Raw genomic sequence first — 20,282 nt, 5'->3', positions numbered from 1 at the left:
ACGCGATCCACGCGAGTGAAGGGGCCCGGCGGGATGACCGCCGGGCCCCTTCCGCGTCAGGTCGCCTGCCCCGTGATGGTCGCGACAGCGTCGGCGGCTCGCAGGTAGAGGACGCGTTCGCTGCCGTCGGGGAACCGCCTGAAGCCGAAGCGCTCGTAGAAGGCCACGGCGCGGTCGCCCTTTGCGTGGACGATGACCGCGCGCATCCCGATCGTCTCGGCGACGCGGACGGACTGGAGGACCGCATGCTGCAGAAGAGACGAGCCGAGGCCCTTTCCAGCGTGCCGGCGATCCACCGCCAGCCGGCCGATGAGGACGACCGGGATGGGGTCGGGCATGTTGCGCGAGAGCGCGCCCGGCGCGTCCTTGCGCACCAGCGAACTCGCGGCGAGGCAGTAGAAGCCGGCGACGTGACCGGTGTCCGCGGTCACCGAGACGAACGTGCGAGAGGCGCCCCCGGCCTCGTTGTGGCGAGCCCACCCGCGGAGCCAGCGATCGAGAGCGCCGTTGCCGCACTCGAAGTCCGAGGTGATGTCGCCGGCCTTCAGCGCGCGCGGGGCGTGGTAGCTGCTCACTGTGGGTGGTGCTTCTCGGTGCGGGTCAGTCGATGAACACCGACGGACGGCGGAGGAGGTCGGCGAGTCCGTCGATCGTCGCTGCCGGCTCGTCGAGGAGCGCCGCGAAGCGGTCGAACGCCTCGGCCTCGAGCTGCAGCTCGCGCTCGCGGCGGATGACCTCCGCCGCTCGCTCGGTGAGCGCCGTCGTGGCGAAGTCGGACACATTCCGGCCTTCGATCGCGGCGGCCTGCTCGATGAGCTCCTTCTGGTGCCCGCTCACGCGCAGCTCGAGCCGCTTGTCCTTCGTGGTCGCCATCCTCCTAGTGTACGGCAGATTTCCGTACACGCACCCCACTACGACGCCAGCGCCCCGCGCCCCACCCCGAGCATCCCCTCCACCGCTCGCGCCAGCAGCGGGCCGCGGTCGCCGGCGCCTCCCCAGCGCACGAGGCCCTGAGCGTTGAGTCCGTCGATCATGCCGAGGAGCTGCCAGGCGGTCGCGGCTGGGTCGTCGACGGTGAAGACGCCCGTCGCGGCGCCCTCCTCGATGACGGCGCGGATCACGGACTGCCACGCGTCCATCTGCTCCCGCACCGCGCCCGCCAGCGCGTCGTTGCGGCGGCCGAGGGCCCACGCCTCCACCCAGACCACCGTGACCTCGTCGCGCGTGCCGTCGAGCAGCGTGGCGACCAGGGCGGCGACGCGGGAGGTCGGGTCGGGAATGGCGTCGAGCATCGCCCGCACCTCCGCGAGCTCGACGGAGACGACCGAGGAGAAGGCCGAGGCGACCAGCTCGTCCATCACCGGGTGGTAGTGCGCGACCAGGGCGGGCGTCACGCCGGCGCGGGCCGCGACGCCGCGCAGCGTCACCGCGGTGAGCCCCTCGGCGAGCGCCAGGGCGCTGGCGGTGGCGGCGAGCTCGGCGCGGCGCTCGGCCGGCGGTCGGCGGCGGGTCGGAGGCTGCGCTGCTCTTGACATCGTGCGATCAGTATAGGTAGTTTCGTGCCGTTGTTGATCGCACGATCAACAATCAGCCCACGCACCGACGCACGGAGGCCACCATGACCTGGCGCATGCCCGCCGAGACCGCACCCCACGAGCGCACCTGGATGGCCTTCCCCCGCGCGGGCCTCACCCTCGGCGACGACGCCGCCTCCGCCGAGGAGGCCTACGCCGCCTGGACCGCCGTCGCCCACGCGACCGCCGAGTTCGAGCCGGTCACGATGGTCGTCGACCCGTCGGAGCGCGAGCGCGCCCGGCGCATGCTCGGCTCGCACATCGAGCAGGTGGAGGCGCCGCTCGACGAGTTCTGGATGCGCGACTTCGGCCCGACCTTCGTCGTCGACGACGAGCGCCCCGGCGTGCTCGGCGCCGTCGACTGGGTGTTCAACGGCTGGGGCGACCCGGCGTGGGCCGAGTGGGAGAAGTCGGCCGAGATCGCGCGCTTCGTCGCCGAGCGCACGGGCGCCGAGCTCGTCAGCTCCCTCCTCGTCAACGAGGGCGGCGGCATCCACGTCGACGGCGCGGGCACCGTGCTCGTCACCGAGACCGTGCAGCTCGATCCGCGCCGCAACCGCTACGCCGACAAGGCCAGGGTGGAGGCGGAGCTCGCCCGCACGATCGGCGCCACCCACGTGGTCTGGCTGCCCCGCGGCCTGACCCGCGACTACGACGACTTCGGGACGAACGGCCACGTCGACATCGTCGCGACCATCCCCTCCCCCGGCCGCCTGCTGCTGCATACCCAGCGCAACCCCGAGCACCCCGACCACGCCGTCAGCCGCGAGCTGCGCGCGCTGCTCGCCGACACGACCGACGCGGCGGGCCGCGGCTGGGACATCATCGACCTCCCGGCGCCCGAGACGCTGCGCGATGAGGAGGGCTTCGTCGACTGGAGCTACGTGAACCACCTCGTGGTCAACGGCGGCGTGATCGCGTGCGGCTTCGGCGAGGAGCGCGCCGACGCGGAGGCGACCGAGATCCTCGAAGCCGCCTACCCCGGCCGCCGGGTCAGCATGATCGACTCGCGCCCGATCTTCGCGCGCGGCGGCGGCATCCACTGCATCACGCAGCAGCAGCCGGCCCTCCCGAAGGCGGTGAGCGAGTGAGCATCGACGTCGTCGAGGCCGGGATCGCCGAGCTGCGGGAGGCCCTCGAGGCGGGTCGCACCACCGCCGTCGAGCTGGTGACCGCCTACCTCGCCCGCATCGACGCCTACGACAGCGCCGGCCCACGGCTGAACGCGGTCGTCGTCCGCAACCCGGACGCCCTGGAGGAGGCGCGCGCCTCCGACGCGCGCCGGTCCCGCGGCGAGACGCTCGGCCCGCTCGACGGCATCCCGTATACCGCCAAGGACAGTTACCTCGCGAAGGGCCTCACGGCCGCGGCGGGCTCGCCCGCGTTCGAGCACCTGGTCGCCCAGCGCGACGCCTTCACGATCGAGCGCCTGCGGGCGGGAGGCGCGATCCTGCTCGGCCTCACCAACATGCCCCCGATGGCCAACGGCGGCATGCAGCGCGGCGTCTACGGCCGCGCCGAGAGCCCGTACAACGGCGAGTATCTGACGGCCGCCTTCGGCTCGGGGTCCTCCAACGGCTCCGGCACGGCGACGGCGGCGAGCTTCGCGGCGTTCGGCCTCGGGGAGGAGACCTGGTCGTCGGGCCGGGCCCCGGCCTCCAACAACGCCCTCTGCGCCTACACGCCGTCGCGCGGTGTCATCTCGGTGCGCGGCAACTGGCCGCTGGTGCCGACGATGGATGTCGTCGTGCCGCACACGCGCACCATGGCGGACCTGCTGGAGGTGCTCGACGTGATCGTCGCGGACGACGCCGAGACGCGCGGCGACTTCTGGCGCGCCCAGCCCTGGGTGCCGATCCCCGCCGCATCGACGCTGCGGCCGGCGTCGTACCCGGTCGTCGCCGCCGACGCGTCGCTGGCGGGCGCGCGGGTCGGCATCCCGCGCATGTACATCAATGCCGACCCCGAGGCCGGCACGGCCGAGCACCCGGGCATCGGCGGCCCGACCGGGCAGCGGATCGAGACGCGCCCCTCCATCGTGGAGCTGTGGGAGGCCGCCCGCCGCGACCTCGAAGCCGCCGGCGCGACCGTGGTCGAGACCGACTTCCCGGTGGTGTCGAACTACGAGGGCGACCGGCCGGGCGCGCCGACCGTCTTCACCCGCGGACTCGTCTCGCCCGAGTACCTGCACCGCGAGATCGTCGACCTCTCCGCGTGGGCGTGGGACGACTTCCTGCGCGCCAACGGCGACCCGGCCCTCTCGACCCTCGCGGACGTGGACGGCGCGACCATCTTCCCCGCGCCTCCCGGAGCTCTGCCCGACCGGTACACCGGCTTCGACGACGACATCGCCGAGTACCCCGCGTGGGTGCGGGAGCACCCCGGAACGACGCTGACCGACATCCCGGAGCTGGAGGCCGGGCTCCGCGGCCTCGAAGAGACCCGCCGCGTCGACCTGGAGCAGTGGATGGACGCGAACGGCCTCGACGCCGTCGTCTTCCCCGCCGTCGCCGACGTCGCCCCGGCCGACATGGACGTGAACCCCGCCTCGGCCGACCTCGGCTGGCGCAACGGCGTGTGGGTGGCGAACGGCAACCTCGTGCCGCGGCACCTCGGCATCCCGACCGTGACCGTGCCGCTGGGCACCATGCCCGACACCGGGATGCCCGTCGGCCTCACCTTCGCCGGGCGCGCCTACGACGACACGCGCCTGCTCGCGCTGGCCGCCGCCTTCGAGCGCCTCGCCCCGCGCCGCACCGAGCCCCCGCGCACCCCGCGCCTCTAGCAGCCGAGCACAGGAAAAATGTCGCGATTCGGCGCGACCGGCGACGATTTTCCTGTGCTCGGCGGCTGGCGGGGTCCCTCTCGAGAGGGAGGCGGATGCGGCTCGCGGGGGACGCGGCGGCGACCGGGCGGCTGCGAGCGTTGAGGCATGGTCTCCTCCACCCGCCTCGTGCGCACCGCCCTCGCCGTCTCCCTCGTCGCCGCCCTCGCCGGGATCACCACTGGCTGCAGCTCCGCGCAGCTCGCCGACCCGCTCGCGAGCGGATCCGGCGCGAACGGAGGCGACGCCGCTGCCGCGCCCCGGCTCCCGTCGGTCTCGTCCGCCGACCAGCTGACCGACGACGACGGTTACATCCCCGACGGCTCCTCGCTGGCCCTCGACAGCGACCTGCCCGCGGTGACGCGCCTCGACCCGGAGCTGCGCGACGCCCTCCGCGCCGCCGATGACGCCGCCGAGCAGCGCGGCACCGAGCTCACGATCGCCGACGGCTGGCGGTCCGAGCGCTACCAGGAGTACCTGTTCGCGCAGGCGGTGGAGCAGTACGGCAGCGAGGAGGAGGCGTCCCGCTGGGTCAAGCGCGGCACCGACTCCGCCCACGTCTCCGGCGACGCCGTCGACATCGCGACCGCCGACGGCATGGACTTCCTCACCCGCTTCGGCGCGGACTGGGGTCTCTGCCAGGCCTACGCGAACGAGGCGTGGCACTTCGAGCTGCTGACCGAGCCAGGCGGAGAGTGCCCGGCGCCGGCGGCGGACGGGCGCGGATAGGGCTCCACCGCCCCCGCTAAGCTTGACGCGTGTCCAAGGTTCTGAGCAGTCTTCCGGTCGGTGAGCGAGTCGGGATCGCGTTCTCGGGGGGTCTCGACACCTCCTGCGCGGTCGCGTGGATGCGTGAGAAGGGTGCGATCCCCTGCACCTACACCGCCGACATCGGGCAGTACGACGAGCCGAACATCGACGAGGTCCCCGGCCGCGCCCGGGAGTACGGCGCCGAGATCGCGCGCCTGGTCGACGCCAAGCGCGCGCTCGTCGAGGAGGGTCTCATCGCCCTGCAGTGCGGCGCCTTCCACATCCGCTCCGGCGGCAAGACGTACTTCAACACCACCCCGCTCGGCCGCGCGGTCACCGGCGTCATGCTGGTGCGCGCGATGATGGAGGACGGGGTCGAGATCTGGGGCGACGGCTCCACCTACAAGGGCAACGACATCGAGCGGTTCTACCGCTACGGCCTGGTCGCCAATCCGCGCCTGCGCATCTACAAGCCGTGGCTCGACTCCGCGTTCGTGGAGGAGCTGGGCGGCCGCACCGAGATGAGCGAGTGGCTCGTCGCGCGCGGCTTCCCGTACCGCGACCCGAGCGAGAAGGCGTACTCGACCGACGCCAACATCTGGGGCGCCACGCACGAGGCCAAGCGCCTGGAGGAGCTGGACGCCGGCCTCGACATCGTCGACCCGATCATGGGCGTCGCCGCCTGGCGGGAGGACGTCGAGGTCGCTCCCGAGACCGTCTCGGTCCGCTTCGAGGCGGGCCGGCCGGTCGCCATCAACGGCGTCGTGTTCGACGACCCGGTGGCCCTGGTGCTGGAGGCGAACGCGATCGGCGGACGGCACGGGCTCGGCGCCTCCGACCAGATCGAGAACCGCATCATCGAGGCCAAGAGCCGCGGCATCTATGAGGCCCCGGGAATGGCGCTGCTGCACATCGTGTACGAGCGCCTCCTCAACGCCATCCACAACGAGGACACGGTCGCGAACTACCACAACGAGGGCCGCCGCCTCGGCCGCCTGATGTACGAGGGCCGCTGGCTCGACCCGCAGTCGCTCATGCTGCGCGAGTCGCTGCAGCGCTGGGTCGGCTCTGCGATCACGGGCGAGGTCACCCTCCGCCTGCGCCGCGGCGACGACTACACGATCCTCGACACGACCGGCCCGGCGCTCAGCTACCACCCGGACAAGCTGTCGATGGAGCGCGTCGGCAACGCCGCCTTCGGCCCGGGCGACCGCATCGGCCAGCTGACCATGCGCAACCTCGACATCGCCGACTCCCGCTCGCGCCTGGAGCAGTACGCGGCGGCCGGCCTCATCGGCGGCCCGACCGCCGAGCTGGTCGGCGCTCTGGAGGAGGGCAGCGCCCGCTCGATCCTCGAGGTGGATGTCGCACCCGCCGACGACGAGCTCTCGCGCGAGATCGACGCGAGCTCGGAGGGCGCCGCGTTCGACTCCGGCACCGACTGACCATCCGCTTGTCACAACACGCCGTCCGGGCCTCGGCCCGGACGGCGTGTTGCGTCAACTCGTCGCACAAGCGACGGCTCGTAGGATGAGGGCATGAACAGCGACGGTGTCGAGGCGGAGGTGCACCGCCCCGAGAACTGGCCCCTCGGCCGGCTGCTCGGCGCCGCCTCCCGTGCCGTCGAGCGCGCCTGGGCCGACGCCCTGGAGGCCCGGGGCCTCACCCACGCCGGCCTGATCGTGCTGCACCTGCTCGAGAACGGCGTCGACTCGCAGGCCGACCTGGCCCGGATCGCCCAGGTGGAGGCGCAGACCATGTCGCGCACGGTCGACCGGCTGGAGCGGGAGGGACTCGTCACCCGCACCCCCGACCCGCGCGACCGCCGCCGCCACGTCCTGGCGATCACCCCGGCCGGACGCGACGCCTTCGCGGGCGTCAGCGGCCTGGAGGACGAGGTGTTCCCCGAGGTCGACGACCGCGACGCCCTGCGGCGAGCGCTCATCCAGATCGTGGCGGCGGAGTCGCTGCCCGGCCGCTAGACCCCGAAGGTCGCCAGCCAGGCGTCGACCACCGGGATGTCGACCCGCTGGTAGCCGCCGAGGTACCGGCAGTTGTCGGTGTAGCCGTAGCTCGTCACGGCGACCAGCTGGTCGCCGAGGAACACGGGGCCGCCCGAGTCGCCGAAGCAGGTCCCGCCGGTTCCGCGCGTGTCGTTCGGGTTGCCGTTGGTCTGCAGGATCTGCGGCGTCAGCTTCTGGCCGGGCATGTCGACGTAGCGGCGCAGGAGCGGGTAGCTCATCGGCTGCGGCTTCTGCGGGCCGGTCTCCGGCTTGCGGACCTCGGTCCCGTAGCCGACCGCGGTGAACAGGGTCTTCGACAGGTCGCTCTTCTTGATCGCGTCCAGCGTGCCGACGGGCGCGATCTGCGGGTACCCGGTTCCATGCGAGGCGACGGGCTGGTCGAGCACGATGACGCCGACGTCGTTCCAGTTGGCGGTGTCGGTGAAGTCCGAATAGTCCGGATGCGTGTACGCCGTTCCCGAGATGTAGCCGGCGGCGGCGATCTCGGCGGCGGTGAACCCGACGCTCGGGTCGGCGGCGACCGGGAACGGCGCGGGCGGCTGCTCGGCGATCACGGAGTCGAACGTGACGAGCGTCTTGCCCAGCGTTCCGGAGGTGCAGTGCGCGGCGGTCAGCACGACGGTCGGCGACACCAGCGTCGCCGAGCAGCGGAAGCGCCCGTCGGCGTCGTAGAACAGGATCAGACCGACGTCAGGGTGCTTGTCGCCGTCGGCGAGCCCACCCGTGCTGGCGACGGCGGGTGTGCCGACGGCCAGTCCGGCGAATGCGGCCAACGCGATGGCGGCGGCCAGGATTCTCTTGCGCATGGATCCCCCTTTGGATCTCGGAGCGGTTTCGATCCTCCGAGTATGCCCATCCCTCGGACGGGGGCCAAGCACCGGCGGCCGCAGCCGCTCACGCGTCCTTCGGAATCCGCACCTTCAGACTGCGCGGGTCGATCCACGTCTTGAGGGCGGAGGCGCGGCCGAACAGGTCGCCGTCGAGCTCGACCTCCTGCGGCCGGCTGAGCCGGAGCACGAACTCGCGGCCCTTGAGGTAGTTCATCGCCCGCACCTCCTTGTCGGCGCCCATCAGCCGGCGGCCGACGGAGGTGCGGCGCATGATGCCGTTCTCCCAGAAGATCTTGACGATGATCTGCACCCAGCCGACGAACCCCTCCGGCCGCAGCACGACGATGTCGAACTCGCCGTCGTCGACCGCCGCCTCCGGGAGCAGGAGGATGTTCGCCGGGAGGCTGCCGCAGTTGCCGATCAGCACGGTGTGGGCGCGCATCCCGTGCACCCGGCCGCCGTCGAGCTGGTAGCGCAGCCGCAGCTCGTTCTTGTCGCGCAGCACCTTGGCGATGGCCTTCACGTAGGCGAGCCAGCCGGCCTTGGCCTTGAGGTCGTCGTCGGTCGCCGCGATCATCTGCGCGTCGATGCCGAGCCCGGCCATCACCAGGTAGGCGTGGCGGCGGGTGCGGCCGTCGCCCTCGCGCAGCTCGGCGACGCCGACGTCGATCGGCCGGTCGTCGCCGTTCAGCGCGGTGTCGAGGGCGTGGTCGACGTCGTCGAGCGTCAGGTCGAGGTTGCGGGCCAGGAGGTTGCCGGTCCCGCTGGGCAGCAGCGCGAGCGGCGTATCCGTGCCGCGCAGCACCTCCGCGACCGTTCGCACGGTTCCGTCGCCGCCCGCGGCGATCACCACGTCGGCGCCGCGGTCGAGCGCCTCGCGCGCCTGGCCGGTGCCGGGGTCCTCCGCGGTGGTCTCGATCCAGAGCGTGGGCTCCCAGCCCCAGCGCTCCTCGGCGGCCGACAGGGCGGCGCGCAGGGCGTCCGCATCGACCTTGACGGGATTGACGACGATCGCGGCGATGCTCATGCGGTCCCTTCGGGTGTGGCGGGCCCCGGTGCAGGGCGGTGGAGGCTGCGGCGCGGTGCCTCCCGACAGTACCTGCGGGGCGACCCTGGGGGAACCCGCTCCGCTGTCATGCCAGGCTGGGGGGATGCACCACCTGCTCGACAATCCCGCCTGGCACGCCCTCACCGGCGCGCACCGCTCCCTCTCCGTCGGCGACGACCGCGCCCGGCGCTACCGCGCGGATGTCTCCCCGTTCGCCGCGGTGGCCGATCCCGGCGACCCGGCGGCGTTCGACCACCTCGGGCGGGTGGTCGGCGCCGGCGCGACCGTCGGCGTCTTCGCGGACGAGCCTCCCGCCGGCTGGGAGACGCTGGGCGCGTACGACGCGGTGCAGTACGTCTACGAGCGACCCGAGGCGCCGGTGCTTCCCGCGCTGGAGGGCGGGGAGGCCCGCCTGGTCGCACTCGGCGACGCCGATGTGCCGGAGGCCCTCGACCTGGTCGAGCGGACGCGGCCCGGCCCCTTCCTGGAGCGGACCATCGAGTTCGGCGGCTACCGCGGCGTGCGCGTCGGCGGCCGGCTCGCGGCGATGGCGGGGCAGCGGATGCGGCCGGAGGGGTGGTGCGAGGTCAGCGCGGTGTGCGCCGATCCCGCGTTCCGCGGGCGGGGGTACGCGGCCCAGGCGATGGCGGCGGTGATCGCCGGGATCGTCGCGCGCGGTGAGCGGCCGTTCCTGCACGTCGAGGCCGCGAACGACCGGGCCGTCGCCGTGTACGAGCGGCTCGGCTTCCGGGCGCGCCGGGCGGTCTCGATCCTGGTGTGCCGGGCGGGCTAGCCCGCTACTTCTTCTCGCCGCCCTTGCCCTTGCCGCTGTTGCTGCCGGGGCCGCTGCCGGAGGTGTCCTTCGGCGCCTTCGCGGGGCCGGCGGGCTTCTCGGCCTTCTCAGGCTTCGCCGGCTTGTCGGCCGGGCCGCCGGGGCCGCTGTTGTCCTGACCGCTTCCGCCGTTGCCGCTGCTGTCGTCGACGGTCTGCTGCGTGTCCTCCGCCGGCGCCTGGTCCTCGGGCACCACCGCGGGCGCGACCGTCGCGGGAGGCGCCACCACCGTCGGCGTCGGACGCGGCGTCCGCACCGTCTCCGGACCCTCCGCCGCGGGCGCCAGGAGGCTGCCGAAGACCAGCGTGGCGGCCGCGATCGCCGCGATGCCCGCGCCGAGCCCCAGCCCGAGCGCGGCGCGGCGCCGACGCGTGCGGCGCGGTCTCGCCAGCAGCGCGGTGGGCGCGGTCGGCCCCGTCGGCGCGACCGGTGAGCTCACCGACATCGGCGAGGTCGGCGAGACCGGTGAGCTCACCGACATCGGCACGGTCGCGACCGACGCCGCGGCGGCACCGCCGATCACGGTCACCCCGGCGGACACGCCGCCGAGCACGCGCGTGTCCTCCGGCTCCTCCGCGGCGTCCGGCATCCACCCGGCGAGCTGCGGTGCGAGCTCCCGCGCCATGATCGCGGTCTCGAGGGCGGTCGGCCGCAGCGCCGGGTCGCGGGCGGTCATGGCGGCGAGCAGGCCGCGCCAGTCCTCGGGGAGGCTCCCCGGGATCCGCGGGTCGCGCGTGATACGGGCCGCCACCGCCTCCACGGGCGTTCCGGGGAACTCGGTGCGACCGGTCAGCGCCTCCAGCACCACCAGGCCGAGGGCGTAGATGTCGGCGGGAGGTCCGGCCTGCGCACCCGACGCCTGCTCCGGGCTGAGGTAGGCGGCCGTGCCGATGATCGTGCCGACGGTGGTCAGGCGCTCGGCACCGACGAGGTGCGCGATGCCGAAGTCCGCGAGTTTGACGACCGGCCGTCCGCCCGGCACGGCCGGGTCGGCGACGAGGATGTTCGCCGGCTTCAGGTCGCGGTGCACCATCCCGGCCTCGTGCACGGCGACGAGCGCCTCCGCGATGTCGGTGGCGATCGTCGTGGCCAGTTCGGGCGCGATCGGGCCCTCGGCCATGCGGGACCGCAGGTCGCTGCCGTCCACGAGCTCCAGCACGAGGAAGGTCGGGGTGGTGTCGCCCTCCGCCGCCAGGTGCGCGTCGTGCAGCGCGACGAGGTTCGGGTGGCTGAGCCGGCCCAGCAGAGTGGCCTCCGCGCGGCGGCGGGCGTCGTCGACGGCGGTGCCCGCGGGGAAGAGCTTGACGGCGACGGCGCGACCCAGCTGCGTGTCGATGGCGCGGTGCACCGACGCCATGCCGCCGCGGCCGAGCCGTTCGTGCAGCTCGTACCGGCCGAGCAGGAGTCCGTCTTCCACGTCGCGCAGCTTACGCGCCCCGCGGAGGCGCGCCACCGGTCGCCGTGAAAACGCCGACAGTCGGGGCCGACCCGGTTGCGCGCTCGCGCCGGAAGGGCATCAGTGGGAGAGGTGGAGCACGTACCGGAGCCGACGCAGCCGCAGCAGGGGCCTGCGGACGCGCCGCGCCCCGACAGCGACGTCCTCGAGGCGCTGCAGGTCTACCGGGCCGCCGAGGCCGCGATGCGGCGCAGGACGGGCGCCGCGATGGGGATCGGCGACAACGACCTCCTGGCGCTTCGGCTCATCCTCGACAACACCGCCGCCGGCCGGCCCACCGTCCCGAAGGATGTGAGCGCCTATCTCGGCGTCTCCAGCGCCTCCACCAGCGCCCTGATCGACCGGCTCGTCCGGGGCGGATTCGTCGAGCGGCGCCAGAGCCTCGTGGACAAGCGCTCGACCGAGCTCGTCCCCACCACCGCGGCCCTCGGCGACACCGGCCCGCTGCTCGCCGCCGCGCAGGAGCAGATCGCGGCGGCCACCGCCGAACTCAGCCCCGACGAGGCGCAGACGGTCACGCGCTTCCTGCTGAAGATGCGCGAGACGGTGGACCGGATCTCGTCGCGGTCGGCGCGAAAATAGGCCGAAGCACTGCCCAAGTCAAGGGGATTGCTAGGCAGATGAACGAGTTGTTTGGTGGATCGTGTCAAGGAAAGGACACTTCTCCATGAACATCCTGCTCATCATCATCGCCATCATCGCGATCATCCTCCTGCTCACCGGTGGTTTCGTGCAGTCGTTGAACTTCCTCCTGTGGGTCGGCATCATCCTGCTCGTCCTCGCGGTGATCGTCTGGCTGGTACGGCTGCTGACCGGCAGCCGCCGGGTCTAGAAGAGGCTCTCCCATGAGCCTCGGCACGGGGATCGTGCTGTTCGTCATCGGCGCCGTCCTCGCGTTCGCCCTCAACGTCCAGGTCGACTGGATCGACCTCCACCTGGTGGGCTACATCCTGATGATCGCCGGCGCTGTCGGCATCATCATCGGGATCGTGCTGCTCACCCGGCGTCGCAGCTCCGTGGCGACGACGCGCTCGGCGGTCGATCCTGCGACCGGCGAGCGGGTCACCCGCCGCAGCAGCGAGTCGGACGACCTCGTCTGACACCTCCCCCTCTCGATGGCACGAGCCCCGCACCGGCATCCGGTGCGGGGCTCGTCGTCTGTCCGGACGGGCCGCATTACTCCATCGAGTCGAGGATCGCGACCAGGTCCTCGAACCTGGTCAGCGGATTCAAGATGGCGAACCGCGTGTTCGGGCGCCCGTTGTGCGAGCTCGGGGTGACGAAGGCACGCTGCTCCTCCAGCAGCCGGGCCGACCAGCGCGCGTAGTCCTCCTTGGTCCAGCCGTCCTTCTCGAACACCACGACCGACAGCTGCGGGCGGCGGACCAGGCGCAGCCCCTCCCTCCGCTCGACCTCGGCCGCGACCCGCTGGGCCAGCTCGAGGGACGCGGTCACGGCATCCCGGTACGCCTTCGCGCCGTGGCTCGCGAGCGAGAACCAGAACGGGAGGCCGCGCGCCCGCCGCGTGAGGTGCGCCGCGTAGTCGGACGGGCTCCACTCCGCGGTCTCGGTCAGCGTGTCGAGGTACTCGGCGTGCTGCGTGTGCGCGCGGCGCCCGGTCTCGGGGTCGCGGTAGATCAGCGCGCACGCGTCGAACGGCGCGAACAGCCACTTGTGCGGGTCGACGATGACCGAGTCGGCCTCCTCCACCCCGGCGAAGAGCGGGCGGGCGGCCGGCGACAGCATCCCGGCCAGGCCGTAGGCGCCGTCGACGTGCAGCCAGAAGCTGTGGTCCCTCTTCAGCGCCGCGATGGAGGCGATGTCGTCGACGATCCCGAAGTTGGTCGAACCGCCGGTGGCCACGACGGCGAACACCGCCGGACCGTACTCCTCCAGCGCCGGGCGGACCACGTCGCCCGTGAGCACGCCGGACTCGCCCGGCTGCACGGCGACGACGTCCACATCCATGACCCGGGCGGCCGACGCCACCGAGGAGTGCGCCTCCGCGCTGCACACGATCACCCAGCGGCCGGCGGGGTTGCCTCGCTCGGCGCGCGCATTCTCGCGGGCCGCCACGAGCGCGGACAGGTTGCCGAGCGTGCCGCCCTGCACGAACACGCCGCCCGCGGTCGGCGGGAGGCCGAACTCGCTCGCCAGCCACGCGAGCACCTGGTTCTCGGCGTACACCGCCCCGGAGCCCTCCAGCCACGATCCGCCGTAGACGGCGCTGGCCGACACGACGAGGTCGAACGCCGTCGCCGCCTTCGTCGGAGCGGTCGGGATGAACGACAGGTACTGCGGGTGGTCCGTCGTGATGCATGCGGGAGCGAGGACGTGCTCGAACAGCGCCAGCGCGCGCTCGCCGCCCATCCCCTCCTCGGACACGGTCTGACCCGCCAGCCGCCGCAGCTCGAACTCGGGCAGCGGCTTGTCGAGCGGGGTGTCGGTGCTCAGGATGCGGCGGCGCGAGTAGTCGAGCACGAGATCGACGAGACCGCGGGTCTCCGGCGTGACGGCGTGCATGCGGTCGGGCGTGTTGTTCATGGGACCTCCGCGAATATGCTTCCATACCGCGCGTGCACCTTTACGCGCCCAGACACACGTTTATTGCGTCCAACGCCGCATTCGCGCGCAGTTCCCGCGCCCAACCCACGCCGAGTCGTGACATGTTGTCACCAGTCGCGTCGAGATGCGACATCATGTCACGACTCGGCGGGTGGTCCGGGGGGTGTTAGCGTCGGGGGATGCGCGCCCACCTCACCCCGCCGGCCGACATCGCGGCGGACGAGACGCTGGTGGCGCGGCTGATCGCGGAGCAGCATCCCGACCTCGCCGGCCCGCTCCGGCTGGTGTCGGACGGCTGGGACAACCGCGTGTTCCGCCTCGGCGCCGACCTCGCCGTGCGCATCCCGCGCCGGGAGGCCGCGGCGCACCTCATCGAGCACGAGCAGCGCACCCTTCCGGCGATCGCCGCGCGGGTCGGCGTCGCCGTGCCCGCACCCGTGCGGGTGGGCGTGCCGAGCGCGACGTTCCCGTGGGCGTGGAGCATCCTCCCCTGGTTCGACGGGGTGGACGGGGCGTCGCTCGACGGCGCCGCCCGAGCAGGGATCGCGGAGGAGCTGGCCGCGTTCGTCGGCCGCCTGCACGTCCCCGCACCCGCGGACGCGCCGCACAACCCGGTGCGGGGAGGTCCGCTGGCGGCGCGGGACGCGGCCGTGCGCGAGCGGCTGGAGCGGCTGTCGGCGCGGACCGACGTGACGCCGCTGCAGTCGGCGTGGGAGGCCGCGCTGGCCGCGGCACCGTGGGACGGGCCGGCGCTGTGGCTGCACGGCGACCTCCATCCCGGCAACCTGCTGCTGACCGCCTCCGGCGGCCTGGCGGCGGTGATCGACTTCGGCGACGTGACCGCGGGCGACCCGGCGACCGACCTCGCGACGGCATGGCTGACGTTCGATGCGGAGGGGCGGGAGGCGTTCCGCGCGGCCCTGCCGCAGCCTCCCTCGGCCGCGACCTGGGCCCGTGCCCGCGGCTGGGCCGTCGCGATGGGGTCGGCGCTGGCCGCCCACTCGGACGACAACCCGCGCATGGCCGCCCTGGGCGCGCACGCCCTGACCCAGCTCACCTGAGCCGCCGCCGCCAGCCGCCGAGCACAGGAAAAATGCCCCGACACGCCGGGGCGTGGGGGCATTTTTCGTGTACTCGGCGGCTGCCGGGCGGGCCGACTACTGCGCGAGCGTCAGGAGGAGGTCGTCGCCGGGCGCGGTGGGGACGAAGTCCGCCTCGATCTCGGCGCGCTCCAGCAGCTCGTTCATGCGGCGCTGGCGGTGGCGCGGGATGAGCGTCACGACCGTGCCCTGCTTGCCGGCACGGCCGGTGCGGCCGGCGCGGTGCAGGTAGGTCTTGTACTCGTCCGGCGCGTCGGCCTGGATGACCAGGTCGATGTCGTCCACGTGGATGCCGCGGGCGGCGACGTCCGTCGCGACCAGCACGTTCACGCGGCCGCTGGTCAGCTGCGACAGGTTGCGCGTGCGCCGCGACTGGTTGAGGTCGCCGTGGAGGCTGACCGCGGGGATGCCCGCATCCTCCAGCTGGTCGGCCAGCATCTCGGCGAAGGCGCGGGTGCGGGCGAAGACCAGCGTCTTGCCGTCGCGGTCGGCGAGCTGCTCGATGATGGCGCCCTTGTCGCGGTGCTCGATGACGAGCACGCGGTGGTCGATGGTCGAGGACGCCTGGTCCTCGCCCGCCACCTCGTGCACGGCGGGCTCGACGAGGAACTCGTCCACCAGCTGCGCGACGCCCTTGTCGAGGGTCGCCGAGAAGAGCAGCTTCTGGCCGCCGTCGGCGGTATGGCGCAGGATGCGCTGCACGGGCTCGAGGAAGCCGAGGTCGCACATGTGGTCGGCCTCGTCGAGCACAGTGATGACGACCTCGCTGAGGTCGAGGCGGCCCTGCTCCACGAGGTCCTCGATGCGGCCGGGGGTGCCGATCACGATGTCGACGCCGCGCTGCAGCGCTCCGACCTGGCGGCCCTGGGGCACGCCGCCGTAGATCTGCGTGGTGAAGAGGCCGACGCTGCGCGCGATCGGCTGCACGGTGCGGTCGATCTGGAGGGCGAGCTCGCGGGTCGGGGCGAGGATGAGCGCACGCGGCGCGCGGCCCAGCTGGCGCTTGCCGCCCGACTTGCCCGACTCGGCCCAGAGCTGCATGAGCCGCTCGACCATCGGGGCGCCGAACGCGATCGTCTTGCCGGAGCCGGTGCGGCCGCGGCCGAGCACGTCCTTGCCGGCGAGCACATCGGGCAGGGTCGCCGCCTGGATCGGGAACGGCGTCTCGGCGCCGAGCTCGGCCAGCGCGCGGACGATGTTGCCACCGAGGCCCAGGTCGGCGAAGGTCACGCCCTCGACGTCCTCGGCGGTGATGGCCTCCGCCTCCAGCCGCTCCAGCACGACGTCGTCATCCGCGGTGTAGGCGGGCTTGTCGTCGCGCGACGGGTAGAAGGAGGAGTCGCGGCGGGGGCGGTCGTCGGCGTCACGACGCGGACGGTCGTCGCGGTCGAAGGAGCGACGGGGGCGGTCGTCCCGGTCGAAGGAGCGACGGGGACGCTCGTCGGTGTCGAAGGAACGGCGCGGACGCTCGTCGCGCTCGAAGGAACGGCGCGGACGCTCGTCGGCGTCACGACGCGGGCGCTCGTCGCGGTCGAACATGCGACGCGGACGCTCGTCACGGTCGAAGGAGCGACGCGGACGGTCGTCCCGGTCGAAGGAGCGACGCGGACGGTCGTCACCATCGAAGGAACGACGCGGACGCTCGTCCCGGTCGAACGAACGACGCGGGCGCTCATCGGCGTCGCGGCGCGGACGCTCGTCCCGATCGAACGAACGACGCGGACGCTCATCGGCGTCACGACGCGGACGCTCATCCCGATCGAACGACCGACGCGGACGGTCATCGAACGACCGACGCGGACGCTCATCCCGGTCGAACGAACGACCCGGACGCTCGTCCCGGTCGTACTCGCGACGCGGACGGTCGGCGGCGCGGTCGCGGCGGTCCCACTCGCGCTCGGTGCGGCGGGCGTCCTTGCCGCGGGGCTCCCAGTTCGGGCGCTCGCCACGGCCGGCGCGGCCGCGACCGGCGGACGCGTCGGACTCGGCGCCGCGCGTGCCGTAGACGGAGCGGCCACGGGCGGCGCGCTCCTCGGTGCTCCAGCGGGCCTTCTTGCCGGCGGCCGGCTCCTCGGGGCGGTACCCGCGGTGCTTGGGGCTGCGGCTGCCGGCCGAGCGGCCGGCGGCGGAACCGGTGGAGGCGCCGGGGGCGCCGCGTCGGTCGTTCTTCTTGTACGGGGGCATGCGTGATTCTTCCTGGGTTTCGTTCTGGTGCGCGGCGGCGCGCAGCAGCGCACCGGAGAATCCCCGGCAGAGCATCGCCTGGGGCCGTTCACATCGTGATCTTCCGCGCCACCGATCGGGTGCGGAACCGGCCCACTTGACTGACAAACCCATCCGCGTGACAGAACGCGGTGTCAAGAGCCGACCGATCAAGCTTACCGGATGGATGCTGTGAAGCGTCTGCTGATCGGCGATGCCGAGGGGTATACCTGGGTCATGCCCTCCATCGACGCCCTCGACGCGATCGTGATCGGCTCCGGACCCAACGGCCTCGCGGCGGCGCTGACGCTCGCGCGGGCGGGGCTCTCGGTCCGGGTCTACGAACGGAATGCGACGCCCGGCGGGGGCATGCGCACCCAGGAGCTGACGCTGCCGGGCTTCCTGCACGACCAGTGCTCGGCAGTACATCCGCTGGCGTTCGCCTCCGGCTTCTTCCGGAGGTTCGAGCTGGACAGGCGGGTGCCGTTCGTGACCCCCACCGCCTCCTACGCGCATCCGCTCGACGGCGGGCGCGCGGCCGTCGCCTACCTCGACCTCGAACGGACGGCCGACGCGCTGGGCCCGGACGGCCCGGCCTGGCGGGCCATGATCGGCCCGCTGGCCCGCGAGGCCGACGCCGTCGCGCAGTTCACCGGGTCCCAGCTGTTCCAGGTGCCGCGGCATCCGCTCGTCGCCGCCCGGTTCGGGCTCACGGCGATCGCCCAGGGCGGACCCTGGTGGAACCTCCCGTTCCGCACCGAGGAGGCGCGCGCCATGCTGACGGGCGTGTTCGCGCACACGACCCTCCCCCTCCCGAGCGTGGCGGGCGCTGCCGCGGGCCTCACGCTGGCCGCGTACGCGCACGCCCGCGGCTGGCCGATCCCGGTCGGCGGCTCGCAGTCGATCGTGACCGCGATGGTCGACGACCTCGTGGCGCACGGCGGCGAGCTGGTCACCGGGGTGGACGTGCAGAGCCTCGCCGACCTCCCGGACGCCCGCACCATCGTGTTCGACACCCACGTGGACGCGGCGGCACGGCTCGCGCAGGACCGCCTCCCGGCGTCCTACCTGCGCTCGGTCGGCCGGTTCCGGTCGGGCAACGGCGTATGCAAGGTCGACTTCGCGCTCTCCGGCCCCGTGCCGTGGGCGAACCCGGAGCTGAACGAGACCGCGACCGTGCACCTCGGCGGCTCGCGGGAGGCCGTGGCCCGCTCCGAGACGACGGTCGCCTCCGGCCGCGAGAGCGACGACCCGTACGTGCTCGTGTCGCAGCCGTCGCTGTTCGACGGCTCGCGCGCCCCCGCCGGCAAGCACGTGCTGTGGACGTACACCCACGTCCCGGCCGGGTCGCGCGCCGACCGCACCGAAGCCGTCATCCGGCAGATCGAGCGCTTCGCACCCGGGTTCCGCGACCTCGTCCTCGGGAGCGCGGTGAAGACGGCGGTCGAGATGGAGGCGTACAACCCGAACTACATCGGCGGCGACATCTCCACCGGCATGCCGAGCTTCTCGCAGCTGATCGCCCGCCCTGTCGTGTCGCCGGACCCGTGGCGGATGCCGGGCCAGGGCCTCTACCTCGCATCCGCCTCCGCAGCCCCCGGCCCCGGCGTGCACGGGCTCGGCGGCTACTACGCGGCGCGCAGCGCGCTGCGCCACGACTTCGGGTTCCGCACCATGCCGTCGCTGGCTCCCGCCTGATCCACCTGCCGCTCCCCACCGTTGGAGGCTCCCGTGTCCGTCACCGTCCGCCGCATGAAGGCCACCCCCGAGCAGGTCTTCGCCGTGCTCGCCGATCCGTGGGTGTACCCGACCTGGGTCGTCGGCGCCTCGCGATTGCGCGCGGCCGACGACGGCTACCCGCAGCCCGGGTGCCGCCTCCACCACTCCATCGGCGTCTGGCCGCTCGTGCTGAACGACGAGACCAGGGTGGACGAGTGGACGCCGCCCCAGCGGATGGTGCTGCAGGCCAAGACGTGGCCGTTCGGCGAGGAGCGGGTGACCATCGAGGTCCGGCCCCGCGGCACCGGCAGCGTGGTGCGGATGGAGGAGCACCCGACCGCCGGGATCGCGGCCCGCATCCCGCGGCCCATCGCCGACGTCGTGCTGCGCATCCGCAACCATGAGACGCTGCGGCGGCTCGAATGGGTGGCGGTGGGCCGGTCGTAGGCACACGCCGGACGGCAGCGCATCCTGTCAACCCGGTTCTGCGCCGGCCGATGACGGCCTACCGTGAGGCCCGACATCGTAAGCGAACGAGAAGGAGAACCGATCGTGGCGACGGCGACCAAGGCAGGCAAGAGCACCAAGGACACGACGAAGACGGCGGCGAAGACCGCCCCGCGCACCACCAGCGTGCGGCGCAGCGACGTGGGGGTGGCCTCCACCCGGCGGGAGCACGCGGAGCGCGGCTTCGTCGCGTCGCCCGAGCTGGCGAAGAACCTCCAGCGCGTGCACGTCGACCTGATCGAGCTGCACCTGCAGGGCAAGCAGGCGCACTGGAACGTGGTGGGCCGCAACTTCCGCGACCTGCACCTGCAGCTCGACGAGATCGTGGAGGCGGCGCGCGAGTTCAGCGACGACGTGGCCGAGCGCCTGCGGGCGCTGCACGCGACCCCGGACGGTCGCAGCGCCACCGTCGCGGAGCAGACCAGCCTCCCGGAGTTCCCGAACGGCGAGGTCGACACGGCGGAGACGGTCGACCTGATCACCGAGCGCCTGGAGGCCGTGGTCGGCACCATGCGCGAGGTGCACGACGACGTGGACGAGGAGGACCCGACCTCGGCCGACCTCCTGCACGCGATCATCGAGCGCCTGGAGCAGTTCGCCTGGATGGTGAGCGCCGAGAACCGCACACCCACCCGAGGCTGACCCGGCAGCCAGCCCGCGCGCCCAGGGGTAACCGGCCCCGGGCGGGGGGGGGGGGGGCGTTTTTGGGTGGGGGGGGGGGGGGGGGGGGGGCCGCGGGGTTGTTCACCGCGCCCGCGGCCGGCTGGGCCCGGCCGGCCGGCTCGGGGCAACCCGCGGGTCCGGTAATGGCCGCCCGCGACCGGGGCGTCGTCGGCCAGGTCGGTGCAGAC

At 73.1% G+C, this 20,282-nt stretch carries 21 protein-coding genes; 13 read left to right on the top strand and 8 right to left on the bottom strand.

The window, feature by feature from the left end; genetic code table 11:
- Positions 1-56 precede the first annotated feature (56 nt).
- The 3 genes from ACR9ZG_RS11385 to ACR9ZG_RS11375 are packed head-to-tail and all read right to left on the bottom strand — an operon-like array spanning position 57 to position 1,535.
- Positions 57-575 (bottom strand): GNAT family N-acetyltransferase, encoded by a 519-nt coding sequence (locus ACR9ZG_RS11385; protein WP_481284949.1) that lies wholly within the window; start codon positions 573-575, stop codon positions 57-59.
- A 25-nt stretch (positions 576-600) separates the two neighbouring features.
- Positions 601-873, bottom strand: a complete 273-nt coding sequence (locus ACR9ZG_RS11380; RefSeq protein WP_481284948.1) for a type II toxin-antitoxin system TacA family antitoxin — start codon at positions 871-873, stop codon at positions 601-603.
- 38 nt (positions 874-911) lie between these two features.
- The gene (locus tag ACR9ZG_RS11375; RefSeq protein ID WP_481284947.1) at positions 912-1,535 is read right to left on the bottom strand and encodes a TetR/AcrR family transcriptional regulator; all 624 of its coding nucleotides are present in this window, start codon (positions 1,533-1,535) and stop codon (positions 912-914) included.
- An 83-nt stretch (positions 1,536-1,618) separates the two neighbouring features.
- Between ACR9ZG_RS11375 and ACR9ZG_RS11370 the strand changes: the two genes are divergently transcribed.
- The 5 genes from ACR9ZG_RS11370 to ACR9ZG_RS11350 all read left to right on the top strand — a co-directional run bounded on the left by ACR9ZG_RS11370 (position 1,619) and on the right by ACR9ZG_RS11350 (position 7,130).
- Entirely contained in the window at positions 1,619-2,665 is a 1,047-nt protein-coding gene (locus ACR9ZG_RS11370) for an agmatine deiminase family protein (protein ID WP_481284946.1), read from the top strand.
- Complete coding sequence (locus tag ACR9ZG_RS11365; protein WP_481284945.1) at positions 2,662-4,359, top strand: amidase; 1,698 nt, start codon at positions 2,662-2,664, stop codon at positions 4,357-4,359. The genes ACR9ZG_RS11370 and ACR9ZG_RS11365 overlap by 4 nt, the downstream gene beginning before the upstream one ends.
- A 147-nt stretch (positions 4,360-4,506) precedes the next feature.
- Positions 4,507-5,127 (top strand): D-alanyl-D-alanine carboxypeptidase family protein, encoded by a 621-nt coding sequence (locus ACR9ZG_RS11360; RefSeq protein ID WP_481284944.1) that lies wholly within the window; start codon positions 4,507-4,509, stop codon positions 5,125-5,127.
- Positions 5,128-5,156: 29 nt separating this feature from the next.
- Entirely contained in the window at positions 5,157-6,593 is a 1,437-nt protein-coding gene (gene argG, locus ACR9ZG_RS11355; RefSeq protein WP_481284943.1) for an argininosuccinate synthase, read from the top strand.
- 93 nt (positions 6,594-6,686) lie between these two features.
- Positions 6,687-7,130, top strand: a complete 444-nt coding sequence (locus ACR9ZG_RS11350) for a MarR family winged helix-turn-helix transcriptional regulator (protein ID WP_481284942.1) — start codon at positions 6,687-6,689, stop codon at positions 7,128-7,130.
- Here the strand turns inward: ACR9ZG_RS11350 and ACR9ZG_RS11345 are convergent.
- Together ACR9ZG_RS11345 and ACR9ZG_RS11340 are read right to left on the bottom strand one after the other, a co-directional pair.
- Positions 7,127-7,978 carry a trypsin-like serine protease gene (locus ACR9ZG_RS11345; RefSeq protein WP_481284941.1) on the bottom strand — a complete coding sequence of 284 codons (852 nt, stop codon included), beginning with the start codon at positions 7,976-7,978 and terminating at the stop codon, positions 7,127-7,129. The genes ACR9ZG_RS11350 and ACR9ZG_RS11345 overlap by 4 nt on opposite strands.
- An 88-nt stretch (positions 7,979-8,066) precedes the next feature.
- Complete coding sequence (locus tag ACR9ZG_RS11340) at positions 8,067-9,029, bottom strand: diacylglycerol/lipid kinase family protein (RefSeq protein WP_481284940.1); 963 nt, start codon at positions 9,027-9,029, stop codon at positions 8,067-8,069.
- 124 nt (positions 9,030-9,153) lie between these two features.
- On the opposite strand from ACR9ZG_RS11340, the gene ACR9ZG_RS11335 reads away from it, so the two are divergent.
- Positions 9,154-9,843: a GNAT family N-acetyltransferase gene (locus ACR9ZG_RS11335; protein WP_481284939.1), complete on the top strand. Its 690-nt coding sequence runs from the start codon at positions 9,154-9,156 to the stop codon at positions 9,841-9,843.
- Positions 9,844-9,847: 4 nt separating this feature from the next.
- On the opposite strand, the gene ACR9ZG_RS11330 is transcribed toward ACR9ZG_RS11335, so the two are convergent.
- The gene (locus tag ACR9ZG_RS11330; RefSeq protein WP_481284938.1) at positions 9,848-11,299 is read right to left on the bottom strand and encodes a serine/threonine-protein kinase; all 1,452 of its coding nucleotides are present in this window, start codon (positions 11,297-11,299) and stop codon (positions 9,848-9,850) included.
- A 111-nt stretch (positions 11,300-11,410) separates the two neighbouring features.
- Here ACR9ZG_RS11330 and ACR9ZG_RS11325 point away from each other — a divergent pair, with 111 nt between their 5' ends.
- The 3 genes from ACR9ZG_RS11325 to ACR9ZG_RS11315 all read left to right on the top strand — a co-directional run bounded on the left by ACR9ZG_RS11325 (position 11,411) and on the right by ACR9ZG_RS11315 (position 12,438).
- Positions 11,411-11,920: a MarR family winged helix-turn-helix transcriptional regulator gene (locus ACR9ZG_RS11325; RefSeq protein ID WP_481284937.1), complete on the top strand. Its 510-nt coding sequence runs from the start codon at positions 11,411-11,413 to the stop codon at positions 11,918-11,920.
- An 85-nt stretch (positions 11,921-12,005) separates the two neighbouring features.
- Positions 12,006-12,170: a hypothetical protein gene (locus ACR9ZG_RS11320; RefSeq protein ID WP_167552371.1), complete on the top strand. Its 165-nt coding sequence runs from the start codon at positions 12,006-12,008 to the stop codon at positions 12,168-12,170.
- Positions 12,171-12,183: 13 nt separating this feature from the next.
- Positions 12,184-12,438, top strand: a complete 255-nt coding sequence (locus ACR9ZG_RS11315) for a DUF6458 family protein (RefSeq protein ID WP_481284936.1) — start codon at positions 12,184-12,186, stop codon at positions 12,436-12,438.
- 76 nt (positions 12,439-12,514) lie between these two features.
- Here the strand turns inward: ACR9ZG_RS11315 and ACR9ZG_RS11310 are convergent, their stop codons facing one another.
- Positions 12,515-13,882, bottom strand: coding sequence for a pyridoxal phosphate-dependent decarboxylase family protein (locus ACR9ZG_RS11310; RefSeq protein WP_481284935.1), 1,368 nt, complete (start codon positions 13,880-13,882; stop codon positions 12,515-12,517).
- Between the two features lie 200 nt (positions 13,883-14,082).
- Here ACR9ZG_RS11310 and ACR9ZG_RS11305 point away from each other — a divergent pair, with 200 nt between their 5' ends.
- Positions 14,083-14,964, top strand: a complete 882-nt coding sequence (locus ACR9ZG_RS11305) for an aminoglycoside phosphotransferase family protein (protein WP_481284934.1) — start codon at positions 14,083-14,085, stop codon at positions 14,962-14,964.
- Between the two features lie 96 nt (positions 14,965-15,060).
- Here the strand turns inward: ACR9ZG_RS11305 and ACR9ZG_RS11300 are convergent, their stop codons facing one another.
- On the bottom strand, positions 15,061-17,187 hold the full coding sequence (locus ACR9ZG_RS11300) for a DEAD/DEAH box helicase (RefSeq protein WP_481284933.1): 2,127 nt from the start codon (positions 17,185-17,187) through the stop codon (positions 15,061-15,063).
- Positions 17,188-17,442: 255 nt separating this feature from the next.
- On the opposite strand from ACR9ZG_RS11300, the gene ACR9ZG_RS11295 reads away from it, so the two are divergent.
- The 3 genes from ACR9ZG_RS11295 to ACR9ZG_RS11285 all read left to right on the top strand — a co-directional run bounded on the left by ACR9ZG_RS11295 (position 17,443) and on the right by ACR9ZG_RS11285 (position 20,073).
- Positions 17,443-18,903 (top strand): phytoene desaturase family protein, encoded by a 1,461-nt coding sequence (locus tag ACR9ZG_RS11295; RefSeq protein ID WP_481284932.1) that lies wholly within the window; start codon positions 17,443-17,445, stop codon positions 18,901-18,903.
- Between the two features lie 33 nt (positions 18,904-18,936).
- Positions 18,937-19,371, top strand: coding sequence for an SRPBCC family protein (locus ACR9ZG_RS11290; RefSeq protein WP_481284931.1), 435 nt, complete (start codon positions 18,937-18,939; stop codon positions 19,369-19,371).
- A 186-nt stretch (positions 19,372-19,557) separates the two neighbouring features.
- Positions 19,558-20,073 carry a Dps family protein gene (locus ACR9ZG_RS11285; RefSeq protein WP_481284950.1) on the top strand — a complete coding sequence of 172 codons (516 nt, stop codon included), beginning with the start codon at positions 19,558-19,560 and terminating at the stop codon, positions 20,071-20,073.
- The last annotated feature ends 209 nt before the right edge of the window (positions 20,074-20,282 follow it).

This window comes from Leifsonia sp. KNZ12-8B (assembly GCF_056755495.1).
The sequence above is the reverse complement of the archived record's forward strand: the minus strand, read 5'-3'. Positions and strand labels throughout refer to the sequence as shown.